The sequence below is a fragment of the Niallia sp. MER 6 genome (assembly GCF_023714395.1).
In the GTDB taxonomy this organism is placed as follows: Bacteria; Bacillota; Bacilli; order Bacillales; family Cytobacillaceae; genus Niallia.
In genome coordinates this window covers 176,470-202,813 of sequence record NZ_JAMAUK010000005.1, presented here as the reverse complement: position 1 = coordinate 202,813, position 26,344 = coordinate 176,470, and the positions used below count along the sequence as shown (strand labels likewise).

The following is a 26,344-nucleotide window of genomic DNA, read 5'->3' as shown; positions in this document are numbered from 1 at the left end:
TTGAGATATATTATCTCCAAAGAAAGTGCCTATTGTTAGTATCTAGTTATATTCAAGTTAACAAAGAATTTACATCTAAGTTTACTCTCTCCTTATTTATTTTAAAAAACTTATACATTTTCTTTTAGATATCTACTATAAGTTTTCTTACCAACAGTAAAAACAAAGATACAAAACATCACAACTACAATCACTGTAAGCATGAGATAAATATCACTATAAACAGCTGCCTGTTTTGCCAAGTTAAACATATTTAAGCTAAGAAAGCTGGTGCCTCTAGTAATAGACGTTCCCATTAAAGTCGTTGCAATGGAGCTTGCGATAAAGTTTGTCAGCATAAACAGCCCCATACCTACTCCAGTTTCCGCTTTTGGCAATACATGTGACACCATATTTGCAAGGGTCATTTGGAAGAATGACTGCGCTATATAGCCAAACACGAGAATTACCATAATGAAATAGGGAGATTTTCCGACAAGCCATATTAAATTAATAAAACAAACAAAATAGGCGGTTACTGCTATATATCCTAAAAAGGCTGCGCCCCTTTTATCGGCAAGCGATCCCCCTCTTTTGGATAACAGCGCTGTTAATGCGGCACCTGGAAACATTATAAGACCACTTGTAAAAGCATTAATATGATAAACATCTGAAAGAAATAGCGGCGTTAAGTACGGTAAAGCAAATCCAATACCAGAGCTTAGTGCAAATAAGACAAGAATTATTGTGTACTTTTTATTTTTAAATAATTCTCCTCTTATAAAAGGGTCCTTTGCTTTCCTAATTCTCCACATTAATAAAATAACGAATAGGATAACAAATAAGAAGTAAAACATTTGGTTTGACGAAATTCCTAGTAAAAGTAAAGTAACCATTCCCCCCAGAAGGATAGCTCCTACCCAATCTAATTTAATATCACTTCCTGATTGATTATCAAGCGTACTCCTAAATAAAGGGATAAAGACGATTGGCAGAATACATAAAGCAAACAGATAATGCCAATGGAAAGCAGTTGTTAAAACCCCTGAAATAATCGGGCCAATCGCAACCCCAAAAGATAAACCAGCTGATGTCATCCCTAACGCTCTGCCGCGTGTTTCTGGTGAAAAATAACGAGCTGGAATAATCATCGCAGACGCAGGAAACACAGATGCACCCATAGCTTGCATAACTCTTGAAATAATAATCAAGGGAAAGCTACTAGAGAGAAATCCTAATAAAGATCCTAGCGAAAAAAGTAATATCCCTATTGTTATCAAGTTCTTTAACTTATATTTATCAGCTAGTTTTCCGTAAGATACGGAGCCAAGGGCATAAACAATCATATAGCTTGTGACAATCCAACTTGATTGTGAGGAAGTCAGGAAAAGCTCCTTTGTTATTGCTGGCAAGGCAACATTAAACATAGTGGCACTCATGGATGAAAACACGAGCGAACATGCTAAAATAATCAGCAATTTCTTCTTTGCTTCTTCTGAAATTAATTGATAGGTATCCATTATCCACTCCTACTTTTCGATTCCTATCCTATTGCTCTTTTTTTAAGAAAACAACAGGATAGGAATGATGATTAATTATTTATACACAGGATTAAATTTTCTTGCTAAGTCTATATTTGAGGACATCTCAAAGATTGGGTAATCGTGTAAACGCATCTCTTCTTCGTAGTGAGATATCGCATTTTTCCATTCTTTATTCTGTTTTTCCATTTCTGCTATTTGCTCTGCTAGTATACTGGCATCTCTTAAAGCTAGGTTACAACCAGCTCCAAAGCTTGGCGGCATAGCGTGAATAGCATCACCGAGTAAAGTGACGCGGCTTGTTGGCCAAGGGTCTATCGGATTAATAGACCTAACAGATAAGAGGGAAACTGTCTCTGGTTGTAATCGTTCAACTAAGCCTTTTAAAACGGGATGCCAATTCTTCGTAAAATTTAGCATGATTTCATGATAAACCTTAGAATTAGACTGTCGAAGCTCTTCGTCCGTTAAGCTCAAGTGCCTTGCTGAAACATTTAAAGTTATCATTATGTAATCATCTACAGGTTCAAAGATTGAATGAGGTGCCAGTTCTTTGGCAGCCTCTATTACTGGTCGTCTGGCTTCATATGGACCAATTGCCATAAATATTCCCTTATCATCCATTACACTTGTAAAACCATCAAATAAAACCTCTGGCAGAATCTCCCTTAGCTCACTAGTTAAAGGTGACTTCGAGTAAAATGCTCTTGCACCAGTATCCACCGGTGAAACTCCAGGCAGCAATTGAGTTCGGACAGCTGAATTTATGCCATCAGCAGCAACAAGGATGTCTCCCCGCACCACTGTCCCATCTTCTAAATAGGCCCGCACTTCCTCTTCATCTTGATCAAACCCTACTATTCTCTTGTTAAAATAAACATCTTCTTCCAGACCACTAAGTAATATTTGACATAAAGTTTTTCTATTTACAGCAGTGTGCGGAAAATCTTTATCATTGGGAGCGCCAATATGAGGGCGAACTCCTACTTCATTTAACTGCTCATCAATCAAGACAGCCATTTCACGACGAGGATTTTTTCTAGATGTTTGTATATATAGTTGGTATAGATTTTCTGGCAAGCATTTTTTTAATGCTTCACCACCATCCATATTCATATGCAAGCGGTAACCAGATTTTGCTACATCATCTTCTCGTTCAAATACTGAAAATCGTATTCCAGCCTTCTTTAGCGCTTGGGCTAAACATAATCCCCCGATACCCCCACCAGCAATTAAAACATGTAATTTACTCAATCCATTTCCCTCCTTGTTTAAACACCTATCCAACACACTGTATGTTATAATTCAATGTGTATATTAATTTTACAAACTACTTCATCCAAATAAAACCATTAAAATGGGTAAAAATGTATTTTAAGCAACATATTTTTGCATACCGTTTTATAAATAGGGAAAATAATTCGAAAGTAGGAGTACGAATGGAAAAGGTAGATAGAAGAATTACAAAAACGAAGAAAGCTATTATTTGTGCATATCTTACCCTATTGCAAACAAAGGGAGCTGACTCTATTTCTGTAAGTGATATCACAAAAAAGGCGGATATTAATCGCGCCACATTTTATGCTCATTATAAAGATAAATTCGATTTACTAGAACAAAGTATAAAAGAGGTACTGGATGATCTAGAAAAGGCAATTGAAATACATAATGAAGCTAAAGAATCATTTAGTCTCAAAACATTAGAAGAGATATTCAAAGGAATCTTAACAAATATTTATAAACATAAAGATTTTTATACTGTTATGCTTGGAAAAAATGGTCCATTGATTTTTTCCGAAAAACTCCAAGAAATATTCTATGAAAAAACAGTAAAAGGTTTAACAACCGTTCATCCCGAGGGAGACATTGACTTATTAGTACCTCAACAAATCTATCTTAGTTATGTTACTTCTGCACAATTTGGTGTGACTAAGTATTGGATAAAAAATGATTATATGGAGACTCCTGTTTTTATGGCCCAACAACTTCTGTTGTTATATAAACTCGGCGGCGCTAGGATAGCAGAATATTCGGAGTAAATGGTAATATCATTGGCTGGGCAGAACATGCAATACTAAAAGCTTGATTACAAGACAGCAAACGTCTAATCAAAAATAGCGAAGGATTAGACGTTTATTACTAAAAAAACGCAAAAAAAGACCACTTCCTCTATGGAAAGTGATCTCTTCTTGATGATCCGAGAGGGATTCGAACCCCCGACCCCATCCCTGTCAAGGATGTATTCTCCCGCTGAACTATCGGATCTTAATATGTATGAATCTACTAATTTATCAGCTCTACTTGCTTGATGTATTTATAATAATGGAAGTTTGTCCGAACGTCAAGATAAACTTTATTTTATTGTAAAGTTTCCATAAAAAATTAGAAAAGGCAGCGATCCGCTGCCTTTTCTCCTTCTTTTACTTAGCTGCTTTTTTACGGAATTGATAAATGACAATCAATAGAATAAACCATACTGGTGTCACAAATAATGCGATTCTAGTATCCTCTGCAAAACCTAGGACAACTAAAATAAATGCCAAAAATGCTAGAATAACATAGTTAGCTGCTGGGTAAAGGGGCATTTTAAATGGGTTCCCTTTCGCCAATTCCGGCTTTCTTTTTCGATACAACATATGGCAAATGACGATGATTGCCCATATGAATAGGAAGCAAACAGTTGAAATACTCGTAATCAATGTAAATACATCTTCAGGCATAACATAGTTTAAGACAACAGCCACTAATATAACGACTAATGAAAAGTATAGTGCATTTGCTGGCACACGTCTTTTTGTCAGCTTAGTCATTGGTGCAGGTGCGTTTTCATTTTTTGCTAATGAGAATACCATTCTGCTTGTACTAAAGATGGCACTGTTACATGCTGAAGCTGCAGATGTAAGGACAACAAAGTTGACTACTCCGGCTGCTGCTGCAATTCCAACTGTCAAGAACACTTGAACAAACGGGCTTTCTGCTGGATTAATGGCATTCCAAGGATAAATCCCCATGATAACAAGCAATGCCCCAACATAGAATATCAAGATCCTGATTGGAATACTGTTGATTGCTTTCGGTAGAACTTCTTCTGGCTTTTCCGTTTCTCCAGCAGTCAATCCGACAAGCTCAATTCCAACAAAGGCAAATACAACCATTTGGAAGGATAGAATAAATCCATTCATACCGTTCGGGAACATGCCGCCATGACTCCATAAGTTAGAGAAACCTGATGGGCCGGCATCTGTTGTGATTCCTTTAAAGATCATAAATAAACCGACAACAATTAATGCGAGTATGGCAATTACCTTAACTAGCGCAAACCAAAACTCCATTTCTCCGAAAAGCTTAACTGTTGCTAAGTTCATACATAGAAGAATTACAAGCAATATTAAACCTGGCACCCATTGCGGTACAGTGGGAAACCAGTATTGTGTGTACAATCCGACTGCTGTTAAGTCTGCCATCGCGATTGTAATCCAGCAAAACCAATAGGTCCAGCCCGTTATAAATGCAGCCATGCTGCCAAGATAATCTTGTACAAAATCAACAAACGAATGATACTCCAAATTAGAAAGAAGCAATTCTCCTAAAGCTCTCATAATTAAAAAACAGATGATGCCTGTAATGATGTAGGCAAATAAAATAGATGGTCCTGCTAGGTGGATAGACTTCCCTGAACCAAGAAATAATCCTGTTCCGATTGCACCACCGATGGCAATCAGCTGAACATGTCTGTTCTTTAATCCTCTCGCTAATTTTTGTTCCTCCATGATTATTCTTCACACTCTCTTTCTCTGATGTTAGCAAACAACCACTTCTATATTACATGATTGTTTATACAAAACCATGTCCTATATATTCTATATGAACAGGAAAAAAACATTCTTTTTTGAAAATTTTTTTATGTATTATGCATAAAAGAAAAAGTATAGCATATAAATTTTAGGTTGCCTATTTCTTTTTCGGTAATTTTTTGCATGAAAAAGCATTGCCATATCGTGACAATGCTTTTTCATTTTGTTGGCAGCCTGGTAAAAAGAACTCAACCCTTTTGACTGCTCTTTTTATAGAGTAAAAGACTAATAACGAGTACATTTCCTGCTGCAATGGCCAAACTATAAATAAACAGGATAATCCCCTTGCCGATTAAATCTGGTACAATTTGATGCCAAATTGCCCCGCAAATGGTTAAAATAATGGTGCTTGCCAAGATTGATGCGGTGATTGCAGCTATAATCCCCTTCTTTTTAAGCATATTCTTGCCAATTCTCCAGGAGAAAAAAAATGCTGCAAAGATGAGCCCGTAAAATAGAAAATGTGAAATCAAATAACTGTCCAATGTATCACCTTCTTATCTCCTTTAATGTATCTTATTAGAGTTTAAAGCTTGCTATTCCTAAAAAAATCCAATAACCTGCTAATTACTTTCTAATATCATCACTGTGAGTAATTTGCTACAATAATCTTAAATATTAGCTCTTAGGATGTGTAGGAATGAATTGGAAGTTTCTATTGAAATGGATATATGACCGCCCGTTAGAGAAAGGTGCTTTTCTTGGCGATACTTATAAAATTGATAAATGTGTTGGTATGGGTGGATATGGAATCATTTACAAATGCACAAATATAAAAACTGGCCAACAATATGTAGCAAAACAATTGCGTCCAAGTAAAGCTTTGAAGTTAAAGGAGCGGCAGCGCTTCCTCTCTGAGATAGATTTACTAGCTAGTCTTCACCATAAGCAAATTCCCCGTTTGGTTGATACCATTCACTCAGACAAGGAAGCTTTTTATATAATGGAGTATGTAGAAGGCTTAAATATAGAAGATTTGCTTTTTTATCAAAAGCAGACCTTTTCCGAATTAGAAGCATTGAAGCTTATTGACAAGCTGTTAACAGTTGTTGATTATTTGCATAAGGAACATATATTTCATGATGATATCCGTCCACCTAATATTCTATTAAAAGGAGATAATCTGTATTTAATAGACTTTGGGCTTGCCAAAAAAGTCAGCGATTCAAAAGCAGCGCTTGAGCGAAAACAGGATGACTTTTACGATATTGGAGAATGCCTTCTTTTTTTACTGTACTCTACTTATACGGGTAAGCGGAAAAGAAAGGGAAGCTGGCTTGATGAGCTTGTCCTAAATGATGCCACTGTAGAGCTTTTAAAAAAGCTGCTTGGCATAGATGAGGGCTATCCGGATGTACCAAGTATACGGGAGGATCTTGACCGGACAATAAAGAAACTCTTGCTCCTTTAATAGAGCAAGAGTTTTTAGTTAGCTGCTGCTATAGCTTTTACGCTTGTAACGGTGGCTGCCGCCGTATCTGTCGTATTTTCTTCTGCCAGAACTGCTGCTGCTGCGATTGTATCTGCGGCGACTGCTGCTGTATCTTCTGTGTCTGTGACGATCACTGTGGCTTCCCGAAAATTCTTGGATTTTACGAATAAACTTTTTAAACAAAAGCTCACCCCTTTCTACACTTTAGTAACACCATCATATTGTATTTACATCATAAATACATGATATTAACAATATCTTTACATTACCTTAACTTTTAATTATTATTTCACTTTGATATCACCAGTTTTTACAAGTTCTGCTTCAATTTCCTTAAAAGAATCAAACGGGATAAAGTTTATTCCTTTTTCTGTAAGCAGGTCCTTCAGCACATCCCTTGCGAAAGTAATATCAGCAAATGCAGCCGGATGGGAATCTGGCTCACTGTCTCCAGCAAAGTAAACTTTGTCATATTGTCTTTTAAGCTTTTGAATAACGATGGACTTGTCAATTCCGTACCGTTCGGAATACTTCCAATCCTCTTTATTAATATTCAAGTGTATATTTCTATCCTTAAACACACCTTCATTAGAAAGAATAATCACCTGCTCTAATCTATACTTCTCCACAATATGCTTTATGTAATAATCTGTTCCCGCACTCAATATATAAAAGTCCCCTCCGCTTTGCTGGACGGCTTTCACAAATGCTGGTACATGCTCATCAATCGGGATACCGTGAACATCGCGAATGATTTGGTCCTCATCCTGGTGAATAGCGGAAAAAACAGTGCTTAAAAAATCAATATCCTTGATAGCCCCGTTTTTCCATTCCTTATAAAGTTCCTTACCCTCAGGAAAATACTGATCAATAACAATCCAATAAAAATCCTTTTTTGATATAGTTCCATCGAAATCAGATACAAAAGCCCATTTTTTTGTCATATTATATCCTACCCCTCTTATATTAGTGTGTTTGTCTCGATATATCCCAAAACCAATAGGTATTGGAATGTAATTTATTGAACTCCATGACTATCATTCTCCCATTTGTTTCAGCTCTTCTAAGTAAAAAACTGATGCGGCTTTTTTCGGCACCTGACTGTTTCCTTTTTAAATCCGGCAACTTTGCATATGCTTCTCTTCCTTAATCATAAAATTTCATATGCTGTTTATGCTCTTTATAATAATTTAATCTATCCTGTAATGTACCTGTATGAAATTCAAACTTATGACCATCTGGATCAATAAAATAGATGGAGTTTTTATCTTTTTCATCCCGCGGTCGACCAGACAGAATTGTTACATTTAACTCTGTTAGCTTTTTATACATCGTGTCCAATTCATCTTCTTCGATAGAAAAAGCGATATGGGTATAAGATGCTTCGATTTCTGTTCGGGGAATATCTTTTTCTACATTTAAAGCAATCCACATACCATTCAAGTCAAAATAGGCTGTCGTTCTGCCTTTGACGAGCAGTTTTGCATCAAACACATCTTGGTAAAAAGCAATTGACTTCTCTAAATCAGAGACAGAAAACAATAGATGATTAAGACTTTTTATAGCCATTTGTTAAATATATACCTCTTTCTTATGCCAATTATTTTGTCCAAGTCATTTTATTACGTGTTCTGCAGGTAAAACCCACTTAACATGTATTCTTTATCACTGTATCGAATACCTTTTTTTACGAATTCTATACAAAACAAAAAAGACATTTTTCAAAGCACAGATTGAAAAATGTCTTTTTTTTTTGTTGTTATCTTGCTAACCAGCCGCCATCAACTGCTAAAATATGGCCGTTCATATAGTCGGAAGCTTTGCTTGCCAAGAAAACGATAACGCCCATCAAATCTGCTGGATCTGCCCAGCGATTAGCAGGTATGCGCGATAAGATTTCCGCATTTCGCTTTTCATCAGCCCGAATTGGTGCTGTATTGGCTGTTTTGATATAGCCTGGAGCGATAGCATTAATCTGGATATTATATTCAGCCAGTTCATTAGCAAATGCTTTTGTAATACCAGCGACTCCATGCTTGCTTGCTGTGTAAGGCGGAACGAACTTTCCTCCTTGGAATGACAGCATGGACGCAACATTGATAATTTTTCCGCCGCCTTGCTCCTTCATGATTTTTGCTGCAGCCTGGCTCAAGAAGTAGACAGCGTTCAAGTTAATGTCCATAACTGCATCCCAATCTTCTTCAGAATACTCAAGCAGCGGGGCACGTCTTATTGTTCCTGCATTATTGACTAAAATATCAATTTTACCAAACGCTTCTTGACATGCTTCAATGGATGCCTTTGCTTGTGCTCTGTCAGTCAAGTCAGCTTTATGAAAAACTGCCTTTCTGCCTTCCTTCTCAAGCAGTTCCTTTGTTTCGTCCCAGTCATCGTTATGGGTAACAATGAATACATCAGCTCCTGCTTTTGCAAGAGCAACTGCATAGCCCTGTCCTAAACCTGTATTTCCGCCTGTTACAATAGCCACTTTTCCGTCCAGCTTAAAATAATCTAAAGAAAATTGATCAAATTGCGTCGTCATTATCATTTCCTCCTATTTTTCGCATCGTTTTGGTTTTATCAGCGCAAATCTTCCATTTTTACATGGTCCATATCCGTATACGTGATGTTTTCCCCGCACATTCCCCAAATAAATGTATAATTGTTTGTTGCTGTTCCAGTATGGATGGACCAGCTTGGCGAAATAGCTGCTTGCTCATTACTCATAACCAAATGTCTAGTTTCTGAAGGCTGCCCCATAAAATGGAACACACGAGTTTGCGGCTCCATATCGAAATACAGGTATACTTCCATTCTTCTTTCATGTGTATGGCATGGCATCGTGTTCCAGACACTTCCAGGTGACAACATCGTCAAGCCCATTTGCAGCTGGCAGCTTTCGCAAACATTAGGATGCACATATTGATAGATTCGACGTTCGTTAAGTGTTCCAGGCTCTCCCGCTTGCAGAGGCTCAATTTTATTAATATCAATTTTAACAGTTGGATATTGATGATGAGCAGGTGTTGAATTGATATAAAATTTTGCTGGATTTTCCGGATCATCTGAACGGAAAATTACTTCTCTAGTTCCTTTTCCGACATACAGACCATCTCTTTTTTGCATGTCATATACTTCTCCATCTAACGTGACAGAACCATTACCGCCAATATTTATGATACCAAGCTCACGGCGCTCTAAGAAATATTCGACTCCTAGTTCTTTATCGAGGGTTATAGTCAATTCTGATTGCGCTGGAGTTACCCCGCCAAAAATCATGCGGTCATTATGAGTATACGTTAGGCAAACTTGACCTGGTGTGAAGATAGTCTCAACGAGAAAATGGTTTCTCAAATCTTCCGTCGTATATTTTTTCATGTCCTCAGGGTGGATAGCATAACGAGTATCTAATTCTGTCATTTTCAATCGCTCCTTAAAATGTTTTTATGAATCAATACAAAAAAATGATATTAGCGGGAAATTCTTCCTGAGCCTGATTCTATGAATCTCTGAACTTCCTCTTTCGTAAATTGGCTGCAGTCGCCATGAACTGTGTGTTTTAAGGCAGATGCCGCAGCTGCGAATGTTACTGTCTTTTCATAATCCATTTTCTCTAGCAGTCCGTTTAAAATCCCTGCTGCAAATGCATCCCCGCCACCAACCCTGTCCACTATCGGCTGAATATCATGGACTTTCGACTGATATAGCGTCCCATTTGCATAAAGATTTCCTTGCAGTTCATTACTAGAGGCTGAAATATTGTTTCGGAAAGTGGACACCATTACCTCCAAATTCGGAAAAATTTCATTGATTTTCCGGTAATAATACACAAGTCTTTCCTCTTTTGACAGAGTATGATCAGCTTCCTTGATGCCGAGAAGAAAAACTGCGTCTAATTCTCCGCATGAACAAATATCCACATAAGGCAATATTGGCAGAATGGCTGTTGCGGCCTCTTCTTGACTCCATAGTGTTGCTCTGTAATTAAAATCGAAGCTGGTTTTAATTCCTTTCCTTTTGGCCGTTTTTAAAGCTTCCAAAGTTAATTCTCTTAAATCTTGTGACAGCGCCAATGTTATGCCAGAAACATGGAATAATGATGCACCGTCAAGGATTTCCTCGAAGATTAACTCACTAGCAGAAAGATTGGCAAAACTAGAATGCTTCCTGTCATAAGTTACCCGCGGACTTCGTTTGCCAATGCCTGCTTCCAAATAATATGTGCCTAACCGTTCACCGCCTTGCAGCAAATATGCTGTTGACACACCATTTGCCAAAAGATGCCGCTGAACTCCTCGTCCTAATGCATTATCTGGAACTTTGCTGACGAAATATGTATCATGCCCGTAGCCTGAGAGAGCAATAGCGACATTCGCTTCCCCGCCTCCATAATGCATCTGAAGTGTATCTGCAGAAGTTAAAAGTTCACCTGGACTTGTGGAAAGCCGCAGCATGATTTCTCCTAACGTGACAACCTTCGTCATTGTGCTTTTCCTCTTGCTTCTTTAACCTTTTCGACATACTGCCTTGCATAGGCGGTAACTTGCTCGAAATTGCCCTCTTTAGCTGGTGCTACCAAGTTGCCGCCTACACCAACAGCAGCACAGCCGTTTTCAATCCACTCATGAATATTTTCCAAGCTTACACCGCCTGTCGGCATAATATTCACATGCGGAAGGGGAGCTTTTACTGCCTTTACATAATCCGGTCCAAAAGCGCTGCCTGGAAACAGCTTGATGATGTCAGCACCATATTCAAGGGCCTGCTTCATTTCTGTTACTGTCATGCAGCCTGGCATATAAGGGATTTGATACAAGTTGCATAGTTTAGCAGTTTCCTTGTCAAAGCAAGGACTGACTATAAATTGCGCGCCAGCCATTATCGCTAATCTTGCCGTATGGCCATCCAAAACTGTTCCTGCACCAATCACTACGTCCTGGTTATTTCGGTAGCTTTCCACAAGCTCTCTAATCGCTTTTTCCGCATCCTTGACAGTAAATGTCACTTCTATTCCAGTAATTCCGCCGTCCACACATGCAATGGATGTCTGCACCGCTTCTTCAGGGGTATCAGCTCGGATAACAGCGACAACCCCACAATCTGTCAAAACACTTAAAGTATTCGCTTTATTCATCTTGCACCTCCGTCAATAATCTTGTATAATTTCTTATAAGGAAATCCGATTTATTATTTGGAAACACAAGTTCATTATAGCTGTATTTGAAAACGAATTCAAGAAAAAAGAAAACTTTGCCTGTTGAAATCTATTTATCCAATTGAGGGAGGAAAAGGAAAATGATGAATTTAGGTATTAGGGCTCATGATTTGAGCAGCCATTCATTGGAAGGGCTTGCAAAGGAAGCTTCAGCAAAAGGATTTTCTGCTGTGCAATTAGCATTAGCAAAATCATTTCCAGATTTACATATACAAAGAGGCAGCCTCTCATCTGGTCTTGGATCTCATATTAGCCGTGCTTTCTCACAATCCGGCATCCAAATTGCTGTTCTCGGATGCTATATTAATATGATTCATCCACTTCATGAAATTAGACACCAGGAATTAACAAGATTTAAAGAGCATCTCCGTTATGCAAGAGACTTTGGCTGCAGCATCGTCGGCACGGAAACAGGTAATGTTAACGAAGTGATAGAATACACAGAGGAAAACTTCACAGAAGAAGCGTTCCAAAAGGTTGCTGTCAGCGTTAAGGAACTTGTTGCTGAAGCCGAAAAATTTGGCGTAATTGTCGGCATAGAAGGTGGTATCAACCATCCCATTCATACCCCAAACTGCATGAGAAGATTGCTTGATATTATTTATTCCAATAATTTGCAGGTTATTTATGATCCAGTCAACTTCATCACTTTGGATAACTACAAAACCCAAGAAAAATTGTTCCAGGAATCAATAGAGCTATTCGGAGACCAAATTGCCATTGTCCACCTTAAGGATTTTATGATAGAAGACGGAAAAATAACCACCGTTCCTGTTGGAAAAGGGATGCTGGATTACGAAAAGCTGTTTTCGGTACTGAAGAAAAACAAGCCATATATGTATTATTTAATGGAGTCGACAGCTGATCCTCATATCGAGGAAAGTGCGAAATTCATCCGAAACGTGTACAATAGTATCAACTAATGCTTGGATAAGGGAAAAAACAGTCTTGTCTTTTTCCCTTCCAGCTTTGAAAAAGGAAGGAAGACAATGGAAAAACAACTTTATGGAACGGTTTTGCTGAAAGCAGACAAAATTTTGTCCTACTTAGCCGGCTGCCAAGAAGCACAAGCTTTATACACAATTGCAAAAGAAACAGAACTGACTAACTCGACTGCCTTAAAAATACTCGAAACACTTAATTATATTGGCTATGTATATAAAGACAGCGAAACGAAGAAATTCTCTCTTGGCCCAACTATTATAAAGTATGCAAACAAGGCAATTGAGCAGCTGGACATAAAAGAAATTGCCCAGCACCATTTAGAAGTCTTGCAGGAGGAGACGACTGAAACAGTCCATCTAGGCATACAGGATAAAGCCAATATCGTATATATTGCTAAAATTGAAAGTAAAAATCCAATCTGCCTCTATTCCAAAGTAGGTAAAAGCATTCCAATGTATTGTTCTGCAATGGGCAAAGCAGTGCTTGCCGATAAAGGCGATGAGGTGGTGGACTCATATCTCGAAGACAACGAGCTTGTCAAAATGACAGAAAACACGATTACTACGAAGGAAGGCTTTCACAACGAAATTGCTAAAATAAGGGATATTGGCTATGCCTTTGATAACTGCGAACATGAAGAGGAAGTATTTTGTGTCGGTGCATCTGTCACAATTGATGGAAAAAACTATGGAGCAATCAGTGTGAGCACACCTAAATACAGGGTTACCGAGCAATTTGAACAGCAAGTTATTGAAGCTGTGCAAAAATGCCAAGCAAATATCATTAAGGATATAAAAGCCTCCTTATAAAAGGAAGTTATATTAAAATAAAGGCTCTTGCTGCCCTAAACAGCAAGAGCCTTTATTTATGGTCTTCTTTCTACTCTATCCCTTAGGCTGAAAAAATTAACGGCATTATTATAAGAAATATCCTGAACAATTTTACCGAGTAGCTTCCTATCATTAGGCGCTTCTCCTAGTTCTACCCAATTGCCGATAAGATTGCATAATATACGCCTGAAATAATCATGGCGTGGATAGGACATAAAAGAGCGGGAATCTGTCAGCATGCCGATAAAGGTACTTAACAGACCAAAATTAGATAAAGAGGAAAGCTGCTTTTCCATCCCATCTTTTTGATCATTAAACCACCAAGCAGTTCCAAACTGAATCTTCCCTTTTATGCCGCCCTCCTGAAAAGAGCCGGCCAATGTTGCCAGTACATCATTATGTACAGCATTCAAATTGTACAAAATGGTTTTCGGCAAAGCATCCTCTGACTCTAGTTCATTTAACAGCCTAGAAAGCTTCTCTCCATAATTCCAATCACCGATAAAATCAAAGCCGGAATCCGAGCCAAGTCTTCTTACCATTTTCGTATTAGGGTCCCTTGCCGCACCAATATGCAGCTGCATTGTCCATCCAAGCTCCGCATATTTTCTTCCTAATATAAGCATAAGCTCTGTTTCATATTGCTCCACTTCAAAATCTGACAGCTGTCCGCCATTCAGTCTTTTCGCAAATATGGCCTCCATTTCACTTTCCGTTGCTTTGGCAAACGGAATGGTTGTAAAGGCGTGATCTGAAATAAAGCAGCCATTTTCATTAAAATGCATAATCCGAGCCATGATTGCATCGACAAACTGGTGAAAGCTATTTATGGATAAGCGGGCGGACTTTTCCAAAGTTTGCACATATTCATGAAAGTCCTCTCTGCCAATTCTCAATAGTCTGTCAGGTCTGAATGTCGGGGTAACGTTTGTACTAAAAGCACTGTTTGATAATGCCTGATGATGCTCCAAAGTATCAGCAGGATCATCCGTCGTACAAATCCACTCCACATTAGATCCTGTAATAAGACTTTGTGCGGAGAATGCCTCACTGCTTATTTGTCTGTTGCAAGCATCATAAATTTCTTGCCAATTCTCTCCTGACAGCTGCTCTTCTATCTGAAAGTATTTTTTCATTTCCATCGCAGACCAATGGAGCAGAGGATTGCCGATTGTATAGGGAAGTGTTTCTGCCCACGCCTTAAATTTTTCACTGTCTGAACGGCTTCCTGTGATTAACTCTTCATTAATCCCAAATGTGCGCATCGCCCGCCATTTATAATGGTCGCCGCCAAGCCATATTTCCGTTATATTCTTGAAGCGTTTGTTCTCTGCGATTGCTTTCGGGTCTAAATGGCAATGATAATCAATGATAGGCAGATCCTTCGCATAGTCATGGTACAGCACTTTAGCACACTTGTTATTAAGCAAAAAAGTCTCCTCATCCATAAATCGCTTCATAATATCCCCCTATTTCCGTTTTTGATTAAGCCATTCCATCTCAGCACTTGCTAAAATAAATGGTCCGACTCCTTTATGGTCATTTGTAACAATCGGTTCACTGATATAATAAGCGAAAGACCCATCCCTCTTATCAGCACCGCCAAGCCCGCCGACATAACAGATTTTATTAACATTAATATAGCCTTCTTTTGTTTCTGTAATAAATTCGTCGAGAATGCCTTCATAAACTTTTTCTGCAACTGCAAACCATTCGTCACCGAGATAGCCTTGGCGCACACCTTTGGCGATAGAATAAAGAAACATGCAGCTGCAAGAGGATTCTAAATAATTACCTTTTCTAGTGCCTTGATCCATAATCTGATACCAAAGCGAAGTTTCTTTATCTTGCACCTTCATAACAGCTGCAAGAACTTCCTCAAGCATTTCTATTAATCTCTGCTTTTGCGGATGGCTGCTTGGCAAAAAGTCCAGAACATCCACAAGCGCCATCGCAAACCAGCCGATTGAACGGCCCCAGTAATGCTTTGACAGTCCTGTTTGTTTATCTGCCCATGGCTGTGCTCTCATTTCATCATAGGCATGATGCAGTAATCCTGATTTTTCATCCTTCGTGTTCTTTTCACACAGCAGAAATTGATTGATGACATCCTCCCAATCTTCTTCTTTCCCGAAGAAATGGACATGTTTACCGTAAAATACAGATCCCATATATAAACCGTCAAGCCACACTTGGTAAGGATATATTTGTTTATGCCAGAAAGATCCTTCCTTCGTACGGGGATGGCGGCGCAGCTGTTCTCTTAACAGGTCAGCGGCCTTTTTGTATCTTTCTTCCCTTGTTTCTTTATACAAATCTAGAAGAATTTTTCCGTTATTAACATGATCAATATTGAATTCCTTTAAGCTGTATTTTGGAATATTGCCGACCCCGTCGACAAACAAATCAAGATTTCGTTGAATATAGTCTAAATATTCTCTGTCACCCGTCTGCTTCCATAGCAGGTACATTCCTTCCAGAACGACGCCGTCTTCGTATTCCCACTTCATCTTCGGGTTAATTTCCGGCTTTCTTTTCATCACGCTTTTCGCAGCTTTTGCTCCCCAGCCGTTATAAGTTTTCTTCTTTTCAAACGTTTTCTCCACCTTTACTCACCTCTTGTTCATTTTATGTTCACGTTAACATTTATATTTATAGTGTAAGAGTTTTCAAGAATTTTTTCAACAATAAACTTTTCTGCCTGTCGTTATTTCTAAACCGTTTTCCTGCTTTGATAGCCGAGCGAATTGTTTCCAAAGCACTGTTCATACTTAAAGCCTGTTAAATATTCCACTATTTCCTTCGTTTCCTTGTCTACTTCCTGTTTGGAACCGCCATTGTTGATTCTTTCTATTTCTTTTATAATCATCGCATGTGTTTTGCTGTCCAGTTTCATCTTGTATGTGACTAAAATAGCGATTATGGCAAGCGTGATGACTCCAACGGCAAACACCCATACAATGGCATTGACAGCAGATTCAGGCTGTGCCGCATTGCCGGAAACAAAGCCGAATTTCTCCAAAATCCATCCTAACAAAAAGACGATAACAGCGCGAACAAGCTTTCCTGCAAATGTCATTGTGCCCGCATATATTCCTTCCCTTCGTCTTCCAGTCACGAGCTCATCAACGTCAGCTAAGAATGTGTATACTGTCCATGGAATATAGTAAACACCGCCAGTACCAAATCCGAAAATAGCTGTAATAACAATGATCAAAATGACAAGATTAGAAGATCCAGTTAAAAAAAGCGCCGTATAGCCTATTACACTAAGAACAACAATCGTTAACGCCATTCTATACGGCTTGGCAAAGCCCATCTTCAAACATATCCCGATAAAGATTGCTGTTGAAATCAATTGCAGAATAGAGTTCATGCTGTTTAGATTGGATACAACCTCCGAGCTTTGTCCTAATCCAAAAATAATAAAATAAGTAAACGCAGAAGCGAACAGCCACTCTGCCCCAAAACCAAACAAATACATTCCTAAATGATGCCTGAAGGTTCTGATTTTGAAAGTAGACAGCATATCAACCACAAGCTTTTTCAAAGATTCAAAGAGATTGCCGGCGCTGTCCTCATTCTTAATACTCTCAAGCGGTCTCTCCCACGAGAATAGATATAGCGCAAGCATGGCTAGCATCATAATGACTCCATACACGATGCCTGTGTAAAAAAATGGCTTCGCCACATCTTGTCCATATTCTGCGATAAAACGTCCTGGTATGAATGCTGCTAAAAAGCCCGCGATTTTACCGAAGATAGCCTTATAGCCTGTCAGCTTTGTCCGCATAGAGAAGCTGTCTGTCATCTCTGTAGCAATCGTTTCATAAGGAACCATGATTCCTGTATAGATCAATTCAAACAGTATATATGCAGATAAATAATACCAGTATCCGAACCCTTCCATCCAAATCATTGGATACACTAGCATAAGGGGGATTCCGAGTAAAATAAAGAATCGCCGTCTGCCAAATTTGCGGCCGAGCTTTGTCTTATGGAAATTATCTGTTATAAATCCCATGATTGGATTGCTGATCGCATCCACTATACTTGCGATTGAAAAGATGGAGGCTGCCTGAACTGCAGACAAACCGCAAAAAGTAGTTAAAAAATACATCAGCCACGCTCCGCTGATAGCGAGTGCTCCACTTCCCAATAAGTTACCGCTTCCATAAGCAAGCTGATGTGTCAGACCTATCTTTCTAGCCATATTGCCTTCTCTCCCTACATGTATTAATAATTCTTGTTCAAAAAATGTTAACGTTAACATTTTTTATTATAGTAGATTGTTCACCGTTGAGCAATCGATGTCATCTTATTGTCACAAAATATTTTGGAAGGTGTGAAAATTTCCACACCTTCCATCCTATAACGTTACACCATCTTTAAAAATAGCAATTTCTCTAAAGTTATTTTTCTCGTGATTTACCTGCATCCCGCTGGCAACATCAATAATATAGTTAATAAACTCCTCAAGGACGGCCTCTTCCTCTACATCCTCAAGCAGGCTGCCCGCATTAAAATCAATCCAGTGTGATTTTTCTTGATAAAGAGGTGTATTTGTCGACACTTTAATCGTTGGTACAAAGCTGCCAAATGGCGTTCCTCTCCCTGTTGTAAATAAAACAAGCTGGCAGCCAGATGCACCTAACGCAGATGTTGCCACAAGATCATTCCCTGGAGCACTTAGCAGATTTAGACCGTGTTTAGCGAGCTTCTCTCCATATTTCAGCACATCTACGACTTTCGCTGACCCTGCCTTTTGGGTGCATCCAAGTGATTTGTCTTCAAGTGTTGTAATTCCGCCTGCTTTGTTCCCTGGAGAAGGATTTTCGTAAACAGGCTGGTTGTAACGCATGAAATACTGCTTAAAATCATTGATCAAAGCTACTGTTTTTTCAAACACCTCTTTTGTATCAGCCCGCTCCATTAAAATCTTCTCTGCACCAAACATTTCTGGCACTTCCGTTAACACAGTTGTTCCGCCTTGCGCTATTAAAAAATCAGAAAAGCGTCCAAGCAAAGGATTTGCGGTAATACCAGAAAAGCCATCTGAACCGCCGCATTTCAGCCCAACTTTTAATTCGGATAAAGGAACATCCTCCCGCACGTCGCTTTTTGCATTTGTATAAATCTCTTTTAACAGCAAGACGCCAGCATCTATTTCATTGGACACAGATTGGGAGGACAAAAATTTCACTCTGCTCTCATTGAACTCTCCAAGGGAGTCTTTAAAATCTTCAATAATATTATTCTCACAGCCTAGTCCTAGCACTAATACACCGCCAGCATTCGGATGGGTTGCTGCATTTCCGAGAATTGTCTTAGTATACTCATGGTCATCTCCAAGCTGAGAACAGCCATAATTATGCTTGATTACTTGAATGTTTTCAAAAGGGGAAATATCGCCGACTTCACGGGTGAATTCCTTTACAATTAAGTCAGCTATCCCGTTAACACAGCCGACTGTGGGCACAATAAATAGTTCATTGCGAATACCGACAGTGCCATTTTTTCTCCTGTATCCTTTAAATGTTTTATTTACCTTTGTATACGGGTTATCTCTGATTTGCCGAGAATAGCTATATTCCTCGATGCCAGACAGATTTGTTTTGGTGTTATGTGTGTGCACCCAACTGCCTGCCAGCAAATCTGTTGTTGCATGGCCAATTGGAAAGCCGTATTTGATAATATCACTGTTAGCAGCAACTTTTTCAATAGTGATTTTGTGCCCATATCCAATATCCTCTGTTAATGTCAGTTCCTTGCCGTCTACAACCAGCTTAGTGCCTGCTTTTAAGTTTTTTAGGGCAACTATACAATTGTCCCTTTCGTTGATTTTAATAAAATCCCGCATGTCTACTCCTCCATTTATTTAAGTATTTAGACTACTTTCCAGACAGCTATTTACAGTGATTTTTTATTTTCCATGCATGCTTGAAGGGCATTTCTTATTCCGGAAGTTTCCATCATCATAAGATAGTCTGTAACAGTGTCAGCTAGGCTTTCGATTGCACTTAAGTCCTGCCCCCACAACGCTTTCTCTCCTAAAACGGAGGTGACAAAGCTGTAAAGAGAGGTACGGGTTTCGTCCACTGTACTCCATTGTTTATCAAAAAATGAGATAATTTCCTTATCGTCACGAAGGATAATTATATCTTGACCCCGTTTGCCTTTGTAAAAGGAGAGGAGAGCGCAGAACGAAAAAACTAACTTCTGTGGAAGCTCGCCCTTTCGTTCTGCATACTCCAATAATGTCGGCAAATCTCTTGTTCTAAACTTTGAAATAGAATTTAAGGAAATATCCATAACATAGTGGGTAATATATGGGTTTAAGAAGCGGTCGATAATGTCGTTCGCATACATGATTAGCTCCTCTTCAGGAAGGTCAATTGTCGGGATAATTTCTTCGAAGATCAGGCTCCTGACAAACCCGCCGATCTGCTCATCAAGCATCGCTTCGCCCACCGTTTCTTGTCCGCATAAATAAGAAACCGGTGTTAGCGCTGTATGTGCTCCATTTAAAATCCGCACCTTTCTCGTTCGGTATGGTGTCATATCATTTACGATGAATCCATTAAGTCCTGCCTCCTCTAAAGGTAATTCTTTCTTCAGCCAATCAGGTCCCTCAATAACCCATAAATGATATTGCTCTCCTACTACGATAAGGCTATCCTCATACCCTAATTCTTCGGTAATTTCCTTAATGGAATCCTTCGGATAGCCTGGAACAATCCTGTCTACTAAACTCGAGCAAAAAATTGTAGGTTCTGTTAACCATTCAACAAAATCACTTTCCAATTTCCATAATTCCGCATATTGAAGGACGATTTTTTTTAATTCTTCTCCATTCCTGTCAATTAATTCACATGGAATAATGACAACTCCCTTATCCTTGCTTCCTTTAAAATGCATGTAACGATGATACAATAATGCTGTCAGCTTCCCTGGAAAGCTGCTTGGAGGTGTATCTGTATACTTGTCTTCAGGATTATAAGCTATGCCTGCTTCTGTCGTATTGGAAATGATAAAGCGCAGCTCTGGATTTTCTGCGAGTTTTAAAAATTCATCGTATTGCTGATACGGATCAATCCCTCTTGAAACTGCTTCAATTACTGTATGCTCTCTGACGGCCTCGCCATCTTTAATGCCTTGAAGAAATAAAGTATAAAGTCCGTCTTGGTCGTTCAGCTTGTAGACTGTTCCGTTTGCACGAGGCTGCACAACTGCTACACTGCTTTTAAAATCTGCTTTTTTATTCATCTTATCTACTTGCCAATCTACAAAGCCCCGCAGAAAATTACCTTCGCCAAATTGAATGATTTTCTCAGGGTATCTCCCAGACTTTTTCGTCCAACAATCTTTTATGCTGTTATTCAACTAAAACGCCTCCTTTTTATGCACACGTTAACATTTTGAGTGAAGCCAAATAAAACGTATACAAAATTAATATACATTCGATTTCCATTTCTATCAACCTTTTACTAATAAAATATGAGCATAATCATCCGATTATGCTCACGTGAACATTTTTATATTATATATTGAGTACAGAATCTCGGACAATCAGTTCTGTTTTAACGAAAACACTTTCACCAGTCTCATTTGGATCATTAATAAGTTCAAGCAGTTTTTTCGCTCCTTTTCTGCTGATCTGCTCAATCGGTCTCTGAACAGTTGTCAGCTTTGGTGTTACATATTGGGAGAATGGGCTGTTGTCAAAGCCTACAATCGAAATATCGTCAGGCACATGCAACCCCTTTGCAAATACTGCATTAATCGCTCCGATAGCCATATCATCATTGGAACAAAAAACAGCGCTTGGTGGATTGTTTAATCCTAAAAGTTTTTCCATTGCTTGATAGCCGCTTTCCATATCATAGCTGCCTTTAACCATATACCGTTTGTTTATGGCCAAGCCGCTTTGCAGCAATGCTTGCATATAGCCATTTTTTCTTTTTACTGCTGTTTTAAAGCTTTCTTTCCCTTCAATAATCCCAATCCGTTCATGCCCCTGCTGTACTAAGTAACTAGTTGCCTCCATTGCACCAGATTCATCATTGGATAGAATATTCGTAATGAAAGGATCATCAATTTCCCGATTTAGAACAACTATCGGTATATTTTGGTTTTGCACATGCTGGATGAATGCATCATCGTCATCGCTTTGGCTCATCAAGACAATACCGTCAAACCTTTGGCTGTTGATTGCCGCTAAATCTTTAAAGTCATCTATTCCTCTGACAAACAAATTATAATTCTCATCTATCTCCCCATTTACTCCTTTTATTACATTGGCAAGAAAGCTTGCCGAAGTCCCATTTGATATGCTCGTAAAGAACAAGCCGATGGTATAGGATTTCTTCAGGACAAGACTTTTGGCACTATAATTAGGCACATACTGAAGCTGTTCTGCCAGCTCCAAGATTTTTTTTCTTGTATCTGGTTTTATTAGAGGGCTTCCATTTAGCGCTCTAGAAACAGTCGTATGTGACACGTTTGCTAATTTAGCAATATCCTTTATCGTTACACCCAATGGTATCACTCACTTTTTCATGGTTTCTCTATTAGTTTACTTGAATATTTCAGCAATGGTCAAGACAAGCAAAAAACAAACTAATGCTTCCGTACGATGACTTTTTACTATATTAATGGGTTAACTTGCTAAAATAGGCTTTTTATCCCTTATCACAAGTCTGCCAACATGATAGCATTATTTTTGTAAGCGTTTCATAAACATAAGAGAGGAGCTGCTAAAACATGAACAAGTACATAAAATCTGCATTATTGTTTACTTTAGGCTTCATCTTAGTTTTCTCTTACAGCACTGGTGCAAGTGCTGCACAAAAAGGGAAGAATAATACTTCTTATCGCACAGTTATCGAAGTGAAGGATTGGGGTCCAGCAGTAACCAAGCTAATTGTAGATATTGGAAAAACTATTCCCCAAAACAGCGTAGATAAAGACACTTTTAAAGTACATGTCACAAGGAGTGACAGCAGGCTTGCCAATCCCCTGTTAGAGGAAGGTTATAATAATGTTACAAATGCCTTTGTTTCCGACAAAAATGGAAACGCTGCCAAAAACGGCAAATATGTAGTTATTGAACTCGAGCACGGCCCAACTGTGACAATAGGTGCGGCGATGAACTATGACTTTGCAACAGGCTTAAACGAATGGGTTGATTTTAGTTATGAAATTCAACAAGCAAAGGATATTAAAACTAAAGGTAAGTCGATTTCCGGCCTTCTTGTCACTTCATACAAGGGGACAGAAAATGGCCTGGTAGGTGAATTTTCTTTAGGAAAACATTCAGCTGATGGCACTACATTGACATATGCTGATTTCGCCCCTGCAAAGGATAAACAGAAAAACCCGTTAATTATCTGGCTGCATGGCGGCGGTGAAGGCGGGACGGATGCCACCATCCCTATTTCTGGAAACAAAGCAGTGAATTTTGCTTCTGACGACATGCAATCCATTTTTGGTGGTGCATACGTATTGGCACCTCAAGCTCCAACTTATTGGATGGATGGGCTGACAGGCAGAGCAGATGGCACTTCCAAATATTCAGAAGCATTGATGTCTCTCATTGAAGAATATGTTAACAAGAATCGTGACATTGACAAAAATCGTATTTATATCGGCGGAGCTTCAAATGGTGGCTATATGACACTGCTTATGACTCGTGATCACCCTGGCTATTTCGCAGCAGCCTTTCCTGTGTGCGAAGGTTTAAATGATAAATATGTAACAGATGAAGATATTACAGCTCTAAAAGAAACACCAACCTGGTTTGTAACAGCCAAAAATGATACAACGTTGCTTCCAGAATTAAACACATTGCCAACATACGAAAGGCTTATTGCCGCAAATGCACAAGATGTCCATTTAAGCTTATATAACGACGTCCATGACACATCCGGATTATACCGCAATGCAGATGGAAGTGCTTATCAATATGATGGTCACTGGTCTTGGATTTATGTTTTTAACAACGACCCTGTAACGGCTATTAACGGTAAAAACATGACGATTATGGAATGGCTTTCTTCCAAAACATTGCAATAAATAAAAGAAAGCGGCTGTTGCCCAGCCGCTTTCGATACCAATTTAAGTATTTAAGAAATCACTTTATATTTTTTATTTATCTTAAATGCTAAAATCCGCAAAAATTCAGATACAGTCATTCCTTCTACATGCCTTGAATACCATGAAAGCTTTACACCCATATCTTCTCCATCATGTCTCACACCGATCGGTTTATAGCCCTTCTTCCCTGATGTGTCTGTATAATCGAACTCTATGATTAGCTCTTTTCCCTCTGGTGTCTCTAATTTCACTTTATATCTCGGATGATTATACTCTGGCTTATACTTTACACCTTTGATTTTTGCTTTTGTATTCATATAGTCTCCTTTATGAAAAATTATTTTTCCATTCCCTTTAGATTCAGGAATGAATGGCCAACCTTCATAAAAATAAACTCTGTAATGAAATGGAATGGCTGGTCTAAACTGCATAATCGTCTCTTAAGCAACAGCAAAAATTTTTAAGAGAATAATAGCGGTGTTACAGAGCCAAAGAAATAAAAGAAAAGGATAAAGACCATAACACCCTTTAAGCCGTACTATTTATATATATGACTCTCCCTTACTTATATGCCTGCTTTTTCCAATCATAACGTTTTACTGTTTCCTCTTATCATCTTCTGTTAAAATGGTATAATCATTATTAGTCTATTTTTTTGGAGGAAACAATGATTAATGCAATTGGTATAGTAGACTTTAACTATAAGCCGACACAAACTTCTAACTATAAACTGCATGTGTCGAAAAAGATTAACGGAGTAAAAAATAAGTTTTCTGATAAATACGAGGTGCTTTCCGTTTCTGAACCCTTTGATTTAGATGGAGATATTCACGTTCGTGTGTCCTGTTCTTTTGAAATATATTTGTCTGAAATAGCTTATTGCCGAACGATAGATGATTATGTCAGCCATATATTTCCTACATTAAAGCAGCGTCTATCTTCTAAATTAATTTCGACAAAAGTGCATACTCTTACAAAAATTCATACTCCTGATGAAAAAAATTATTATTAAAAAACCCTTTTTCAGTTCCTGAAAAAGGGTTTTTTTATTCGGATATAGAAATAAAAGGCAAAAGAAAGGAGTGTTTGCTTGAAACATATATTAACTTTAAAGCAAGAAAATTTTCATGGTTCGTTCAGCAAGGACTACCGCCCTGTACTGACAGTTGAATCAGGAGACAGTATTCAATTACAAACTTTAGATATTGAGTGGGGCTTTTCTGAATCAGAAACTGCTGAATACAAAACATTCATTTCCAGTCAGCAGGAAAAAAAGCCCGGCCATCCAATGATTGGACCAATTGCTGTTAAAAATGCGCAGCCAGGTATGGTGTTGGAAATTAAAATAAATGAGATTGTCCCAGGCTGGTACGGCAGAAATTGGAGCGGCGGTATTAAAAATTGGCAGAATCTCACACTTGGGATTGCAGACGAAGAAAGGATTCAGCTTGACTGGAAGCTTGACTCACAGCAAATGACAGGCAGCACAAATATAAATGGAAAAACATTTACAGTTGCTCTTAAACCATTTATGGGAGTAATGGGAGTGGCGCCAATGGAAGAAGGCGTGCACGCAACACCTCCTCCCCGTTATTGTGGCGGAAATATCGATTGTAAGGAATTGGTGAAAGGCAGCAGCCTGTTTTTGCCTGTTGCTGTTGAGCATGCCCTTTTCTCTATAGGCGACGGACATGCGCTGCAAGGGGACGGAGAAATTTCTGGTACTGCAATTGAGTGTCCGATGGAACTTGTTGACATTACGCTTATTGTTAGGAATGATATGAAGCTGAAAGCACCCATTGCAAAAACACCCTCAGGCTGGATAACACTAGGATTTAATGAAGACTTAAATATCGCAGCAGCAGATGCCTTAAATGAAATGATTTCTTTCATGCAAAATACATACCAAATCAACAGAACAGAAGCTGCTGCCTTAGCAAGTGCCGCTGTTGATCTGCGGATTACGCAAGTTGTCAATGGCGTAAAGGGAGTGCATGCCGTATTGCCTTTCGGCGCAATAAGATCATGACTGGAAAAACATGCTGGAACATACGTATGTAAATCTAATTCAAAACCAAACTATTTATATCCTTTATTGATTAATAGTTTGGTTTTTTGTATTTTCGGTTTTAATACATTATTTATTAACTTAGGGGATTGAAGTGAAGGACACTGATTTACATAGGTTATATTTGTTTTGTCTCTTCTTTTCCATATTTTGAAACTTTTTAAAAATCAGCGCGTATTACTTGTATAAATAGTTAATATACAAGTAATACAAATATAACGAAATCACAGGAGGCAGGTTAAAGAAATGAAACTAAAAAAGAAAAAGGAAAAAAAGGATCGTGCTGACGCGGCAGAATTAGCAATGGAATTAGCTGAACCCCTTTATCTTCTCGTGCGGTTTCTGTTTCGGGCTATCGGCAAGTGGCTGAATTGAATTAATATTA

General features: G+C 38.6%; 26 protein-coding genes and 1 tRNA gene. 8 read left to right on the top strand and 19 right to left on the bottom strand.

Going from position 1 to position 26,344, the window contains the following annotated elements; translation table 11 throughout:
• Positions 1–110: 110 nt before the first annotated feature.
• Both M3600_RS09580 and M3600_RS09575 read right to left on the bottom strand, forming a co-directional pair.
• The gene (locus M3600_RS09580; protein WP_251645583.1) at positions 111–1,499 is read right to left on the bottom strand and encodes an MFS transporter; all 1,389 of its coding nucleotides are present in this window, start codon (positions 1,497–1,499) and stop codon (positions 111–113) included.
• Positions 1,500–1,574: 75 nt separating this feature from the next.
• A complete protein-coding gene (locus M3600_RS09575; protein WP_251645581.1) occupies positions 1,575–2,774 on the bottom strand; it encodes an FAD-dependent oxidoreductase in 1,200 nt (399 codons plus the stop codon).
• A gap of 185 nt (positions 2,775–2,959) precedes the next feature.
• On the opposite strand from M3600_RS09575, the gene M3600_RS09570 reads away from it, so the two are divergent.
• Complete coding sequence (locus M3600_RS09570; RefSeq protein ID WP_233313627.1) at positions 2,960–3,559, top strand: TetR/AcrR family transcriptional regulator; 600 nt, start codon at positions 2,960–2,962, stop codon at positions 3,557–3,559.
• 154 nt (positions 3,560–3,713) lie between these two features.
• Here the strand turns inward: M3600_RS09570 and M3600_RS09565 are convergent.
• The 3 genes from M3600_RS09565 to M3600_RS09555 form a co-directional block, all read right to left on the bottom strand.
• Positions 3,714–3,785: transfer RNA gene (locus M3600_RS09565), tRNA-Val, on the bottom strand.
• Between the two features lie 155 nt (positions 3,786–3,940).
• Complete coding sequence (locus M3600_RS09560) at positions 3,941–5,290, bottom strand: amino acid permease (RefSeq protein WP_233313626.1); 1,350 nt, start codon at positions 5,288–5,290, stop codon at positions 3,941–3,943.
• Positions 5,291–5,562: 272 nt separating this feature from the next.
• Entirely contained in the window at positions 5,563–5,859 is a 297-nt protein-coding gene (locus M3600_RS09555) for a hypothetical protein (RefSeq protein WP_233313625.1), read from the bottom strand.
• A 155-nt stretch (positions 5,860–6,014) separates the two neighbouring features.
• Between M3600_RS09555 and M3600_RS09550 the strand changes: the two genes are divergently transcribed.
• Positions 6,015–6,785, top strand: coding sequence for a serine/threonine protein kinase (locus tag M3600_RS09550; protein ID WP_251645579.1), 771 nt, complete (start codon positions 6,015–6,017; stop codon positions 6,783–6,785).
• Between the two features lie 14 nt (positions 6,786–6,799).
• On the opposite strand, the gene M3600_RS09545 is transcribed toward M3600_RS09550, so the two are convergent.
• From M3600_RS09545 to M3600_RS09515, 7 genes are all read right to left on the bottom strand, one after another.
• A complete protein-coding gene (locus M3600_RS09545) occupies positions 6,800–6,940 on the bottom strand; it encodes a hypothetical protein (protein WP_233313623.1) in 141 nt (46 codons plus the stop codon).
• Positions 6,941–7,090: 150 nt separating this feature from the next.
• Entirely contained in the window at positions 7,091–7,750 is a 660-nt protein-coding gene (locus M3600_RS09540) for an MtnX-like HAD-IB family phosphatase (protein WP_251645570.1), read from the bottom strand.
• 202 nt (positions 7,751–7,952) lie between these two features.
• Positions 7,953–8,375 (bottom strand): FosM family fosfomycin resistance protein, encoded by a 423-nt coding sequence (gene fosM / locus M3600_RS09535; RefSeq protein WP_251645565.1) that lies wholly within the window; start codon positions 8,373–8,375, stop codon positions 7,953–7,955.
• A 190-nt stretch (positions 8,376–8,565) separates the two neighbouring features.
• Positions 8,566–9,348, bottom strand: coding sequence for a 2-dehydro-3-deoxy-D-gluconate 5-dehydrogenase KduD (gene kduD / locus M3600_RS09530; protein WP_233313620.1), 783 nt, complete (start codon positions 9,346–9,348; stop codon positions 8,566–8,568).
• 38 nt (positions 9,349–9,386) lie between these two features.
• Entirely contained in the window at positions 9,387–10,226 is an 840-nt protein-coding gene (gene kduI, locus M3600_RS09525; protein ID WP_233313619.1) for a 5-dehydro-4-deoxy-D-glucuronate isomerase, read from the bottom strand.
• A 50-nt stretch (positions 10,227–10,276) separates the two neighbouring features.
• A complete protein-coding gene (locus M3600_RS09520; protein ID WP_251645559.1) occupies positions 10,277–11,290 on the bottom strand; it encodes a sugar kinase in 1,014 nt (337 codons plus the stop codon).
• On the bottom strand, positions 11,287–11,940 hold the full coding sequence (locus M3600_RS09515) for a bifunctional 4-hydroxy-2-oxoglutarate aldolase/2-dehydro-3-deoxy-phosphogluconate aldolase (protein ID WP_233313617.1): 654 nt from the start codon (positions 11,938–11,940) through the stop codon (positions 11,287–11,289). Before M3600_RS09515 ends, M3600_RS09520 begins: the two co-directional genes overlap by 4 nt.
• Before the next feature lie 161 nt (positions 11,941–12,101).
• Here M3600_RS09515 and M3600_RS09510 point away from each other — a divergent pair, with 161 nt between their 5' ends.
• Together M3600_RS09510 and M3600_RS09505 are read left to right on the top strand one after the other, a co-directional pair.
• Positions 12,102–12,944, top strand: coding sequence for a sugar phosphate isomerase/epimerase family protein (locus tag M3600_RS09510; RefSeq protein WP_311315896.1), 843 nt, complete (start codon positions 12,102–12,104; stop codon positions 12,942–12,944).
• Between the two features lie 66 nt (positions 12,945–13,010).
• Entirely contained in the window at positions 13,011–13,775 is a 765-nt protein-coding gene (locus M3600_RS09505) for an IclR family transcriptional regulator (protein ID WP_233313616.1), read from the top strand.
• A gap of 56 nt (positions 13,776–13,831) precedes the next feature.
• On the opposite strand, the gene uxaC is transcribed toward M3600_RS09505, so the two are convergent.
• The 6 genes from uxaC to M3600_RS09475 all read right to left on the bottom strand — a co-directional run bounded on the left by uxaC (position 13,832) and on the right by M3600_RS09475 (position 22,335).
• Complete coding sequence (uxaC, locus tag M3600_RS09500) at positions 13,832–15,256, bottom strand: glucuronate isomerase (RefSeq protein WP_233313615.1); 1,425 nt, start codon at positions 15,254–15,256, stop codon at positions 13,832–13,834.
• Positions 15,257–15,265: 9 nt separating this feature from the next.
• Complete coding sequence (locus tag M3600_RS09495; RefSeq protein WP_311315895.1) at positions 15,266–16,402, bottom strand: glycoside hydrolase family 88/105 protein; 1,137 nt, start codon at positions 16,400–16,402, stop codon at positions 15,266–15,268.
• Between the two features lie 107 nt (positions 16,403–16,509).
• Positions 16,510–18,009: an MFS transporter gene (locus M3600_RS09490; RefSeq protein ID WP_233313614.1), complete on the bottom strand. Its 1,500-nt coding sequence runs from the start codon at positions 18,007–18,009 to the stop codon at positions 16,510–16,512.
• Positions 18,010–18,165: 156 nt separating this feature from the next.
• Positions 18,166–19,656 (bottom strand): UxaA family hydrolase, encoded by a 1,491-nt coding sequence (locus M3600_RS09485; RefSeq protein ID WP_251645556.1) that lies wholly within the window; start codon positions 19,654–19,656, stop codon positions 18,166–18,168.
• A 50-nt stretch (positions 19,657–19,706) separates the two neighbouring features.
• Complete coding sequence (locus tag M3600_RS09480; protein WP_233313612.1) at positions 19,707–21,179, bottom strand: tagaturonate reductase; 1,473 nt, start codon at positions 21,177–21,179, stop codon at positions 19,707–19,709.
• A 157-nt stretch (positions 21,180–21,336) separates the two neighbouring features.
• Positions 21,337–22,335 (bottom strand): LacI family DNA-binding transcriptional regulator, encoded by a 999-nt coding sequence (locus M3600_RS09475; RefSeq protein WP_233313611.1) that lies wholly within the window; start codon positions 22,333–22,335, stop codon positions 21,337–21,339.
• Positions 22,336–22,559: 224 nt separating this feature from the next.
• Here M3600_RS09475 and M3600_RS09470 point away from each other — a divergent pair, with 224 nt between their 5' ends.
• Entirely contained in the window at positions 22,560–23,870 is a 1,311-nt protein-coding gene (locus M3600_RS09470; RefSeq protein ID WP_233313610.1) for a prolyl oligopeptidase family serine peptidase, read from the top strand.
• Positions 23,871–23,920: 50 nt separating this feature from the next.
• Here the strand turns inward: M3600_RS09470 and M3600_RS09465 are convergent, their stop codons facing one another.
• The gene (locus M3600_RS09465) at positions 23,921–24,208 is read right to left on the bottom strand and encodes a hypothetical protein (RefSeq protein ID WP_233313609.1); all 288 of its coding nucleotides are present in this window, start codon (positions 24,206–24,208) and stop codon (positions 23,921–23,923) included.
• Between the two features lie 350 nt (positions 24,209–24,558).
• Here M3600_RS09465 and M3600_RS09460 point away from each other — a divergent pair, with 350 nt between their 5' ends.
• The 3 genes from M3600_RS09460 (at position 24,559) to M3600_RS28910 (ending at position 26,334) form a co-directional block, all read left to right on the top strand.
• Positions 24,559–24,903 (top strand): hypothetical protein, encoded by a 345-nt coding sequence (locus tag M3600_RS09460; protein WP_233313608.1) that lies wholly within the window; start codon positions 24,559–24,561, stop codon positions 24,901–24,903.
• 78 nt (positions 24,904–24,981) lie between these two features.
• Positions 24,982–25,920 (top strand): acetamidase/formamidase family protein, encoded by a 939-nt coding sequence (locus tag M3600_RS09455; protein ID WP_233313607.1) that lies wholly within the window; start codon positions 24,982–24,984, stop codon positions 25,918–25,920.
• A gap of 285 nt (positions 25,921–26,205) precedes the next feature.
• Positions 26,206–26,334, top strand: a complete 129-nt coding sequence (locus tag M3600_RS28910; RefSeq protein ID WP_267913273.1) for a hypothetical protein — start codon at positions 26,206–26,208, stop codon at positions 26,332–26,334.
• Positions 26,335–26,344: the final 10 nt, after the last annotated feature.

Coding starts and splice junctions, on each gene's coding strand:
- M3600_RS09580 (WP_251645583.1), bottom strand. CDS start 1,499: ATGGATACCTATCAATTAATTTCAGAAGAAGCAAAGAAGAAATTGCTG.
- M3600_RS09570 (WP_233313627.1), top strand. CDS start 2,960: ATGGAAAAGGTAGATAGAAGAATTACAAAAACGAAGAAAGCTATTATT.
- M3600_RS09560 (WP_233313626.1), bottom strand. CDS start 5,290: ATGGAGGAACAAAAATTAGCGAGAGGATTAAAGAACAGACATGTTCAG.
- M3600_RS09550 (WP_251645579.1), top strand. CDS start 6,015: ATGAATTGGAAGTTTCTATTGAAATGGATATATGACCGCCCGTTAGAG.
- M3600_RS09540 (WP_251645570.1), bottom strand. CDS start 7,750: ATGACAAAAAAATGGGCTTTTGTATCTGATTTCGATGGAACTATATCA.
- fosM (WP_251645565.1), bottom strand. CDS start 8,375: ATGGCTATAAAAAGTCTTAATCATCTATTGTTTTCTGTCTCTGATTTA.
- kduD (WP_233313620.1), bottom strand. CDS start 9,348: ATGACGACGCAATTTGATCAATTTTCTTTAGATTATTTTAAGCTGGAC.
- kduI (WP_233313619.1), bottom strand. CDS start 10,226: ATGACAGAATTAGATACTCGTTATGCTATCCACCCTGAGGACATGAAA.
- M3600_RS09520 (WP_251645559.1), bottom strand. CDS start 11,290: ATGACGAAGGTTGTCACGTTAGGAGAAATCATGCTGCGGCTTTCCACA.
- M3600_RS09515 (WP_233313617.1), bottom strand. CDS start 11,940: ATGAATAAAGCGAATACTTTAAGTGTTTTGACAGATTGTGGGGTTGTC.
- M3600_RS09510 (WP_311315896.1), top strand. CDS start 12,102: ATGATGAATTTAGGTATTAGGGCTCATGATTTGAGCAGCCATTCATTG.
- M3600_RS09505 (WP_233313616.1), top strand. CDS start 13,011: ATGGAAAAACAACTTTATGGAACGGTTTTGCTGAAAGCAGACAAAATT.
- uxaC (WP_233313615.1), bottom strand. CDS start 15,256: ATGAAGCGATTTATGGATGAGGAGACTTTTTTGCTTAATAACAAGTGT.
- M3600_RS09490 (WP_233313614.1), bottom strand. CDS start 18,009: ATGGCTAGAAAGATAGGTCTGACACATCAGCTTGCTTATGGAAGCGGT.
- M3600_RS09485 (WP_251645556.1), bottom strand. CDS start 19,656: ATGCGGGATTTTATTAAAATCAACGAAAGGGACAATTGTATAGTTGCC.
- M3600_RS09470 (WP_233313610.1), top strand. CDS start 22,560: ATGAACAAGTACATAAAATCTGCATTATTGTTTACTTTAGGCTTCATC.
- M3600_RS09465 (WP_233313609.1), bottom strand. CDS start 24,208: ATGAATACAAAAGCAAAAATCAAAGGTGTAAAGTATAAGCCAGAGTAT.
- M3600_RS09460 (WP_233313608.1), top strand. CDS start 24,559: ATGATTAATGCAATTGGTATAGTAGACTTTAACTATAAGCCGACACAA.
- M3600_RS28910 (WP_267913273.1), top strand. CDS start 26,206: ATGAAACTAAAAAAGAAAAAGGAAAAAAAGGATCGTGCTGACGCGGCA.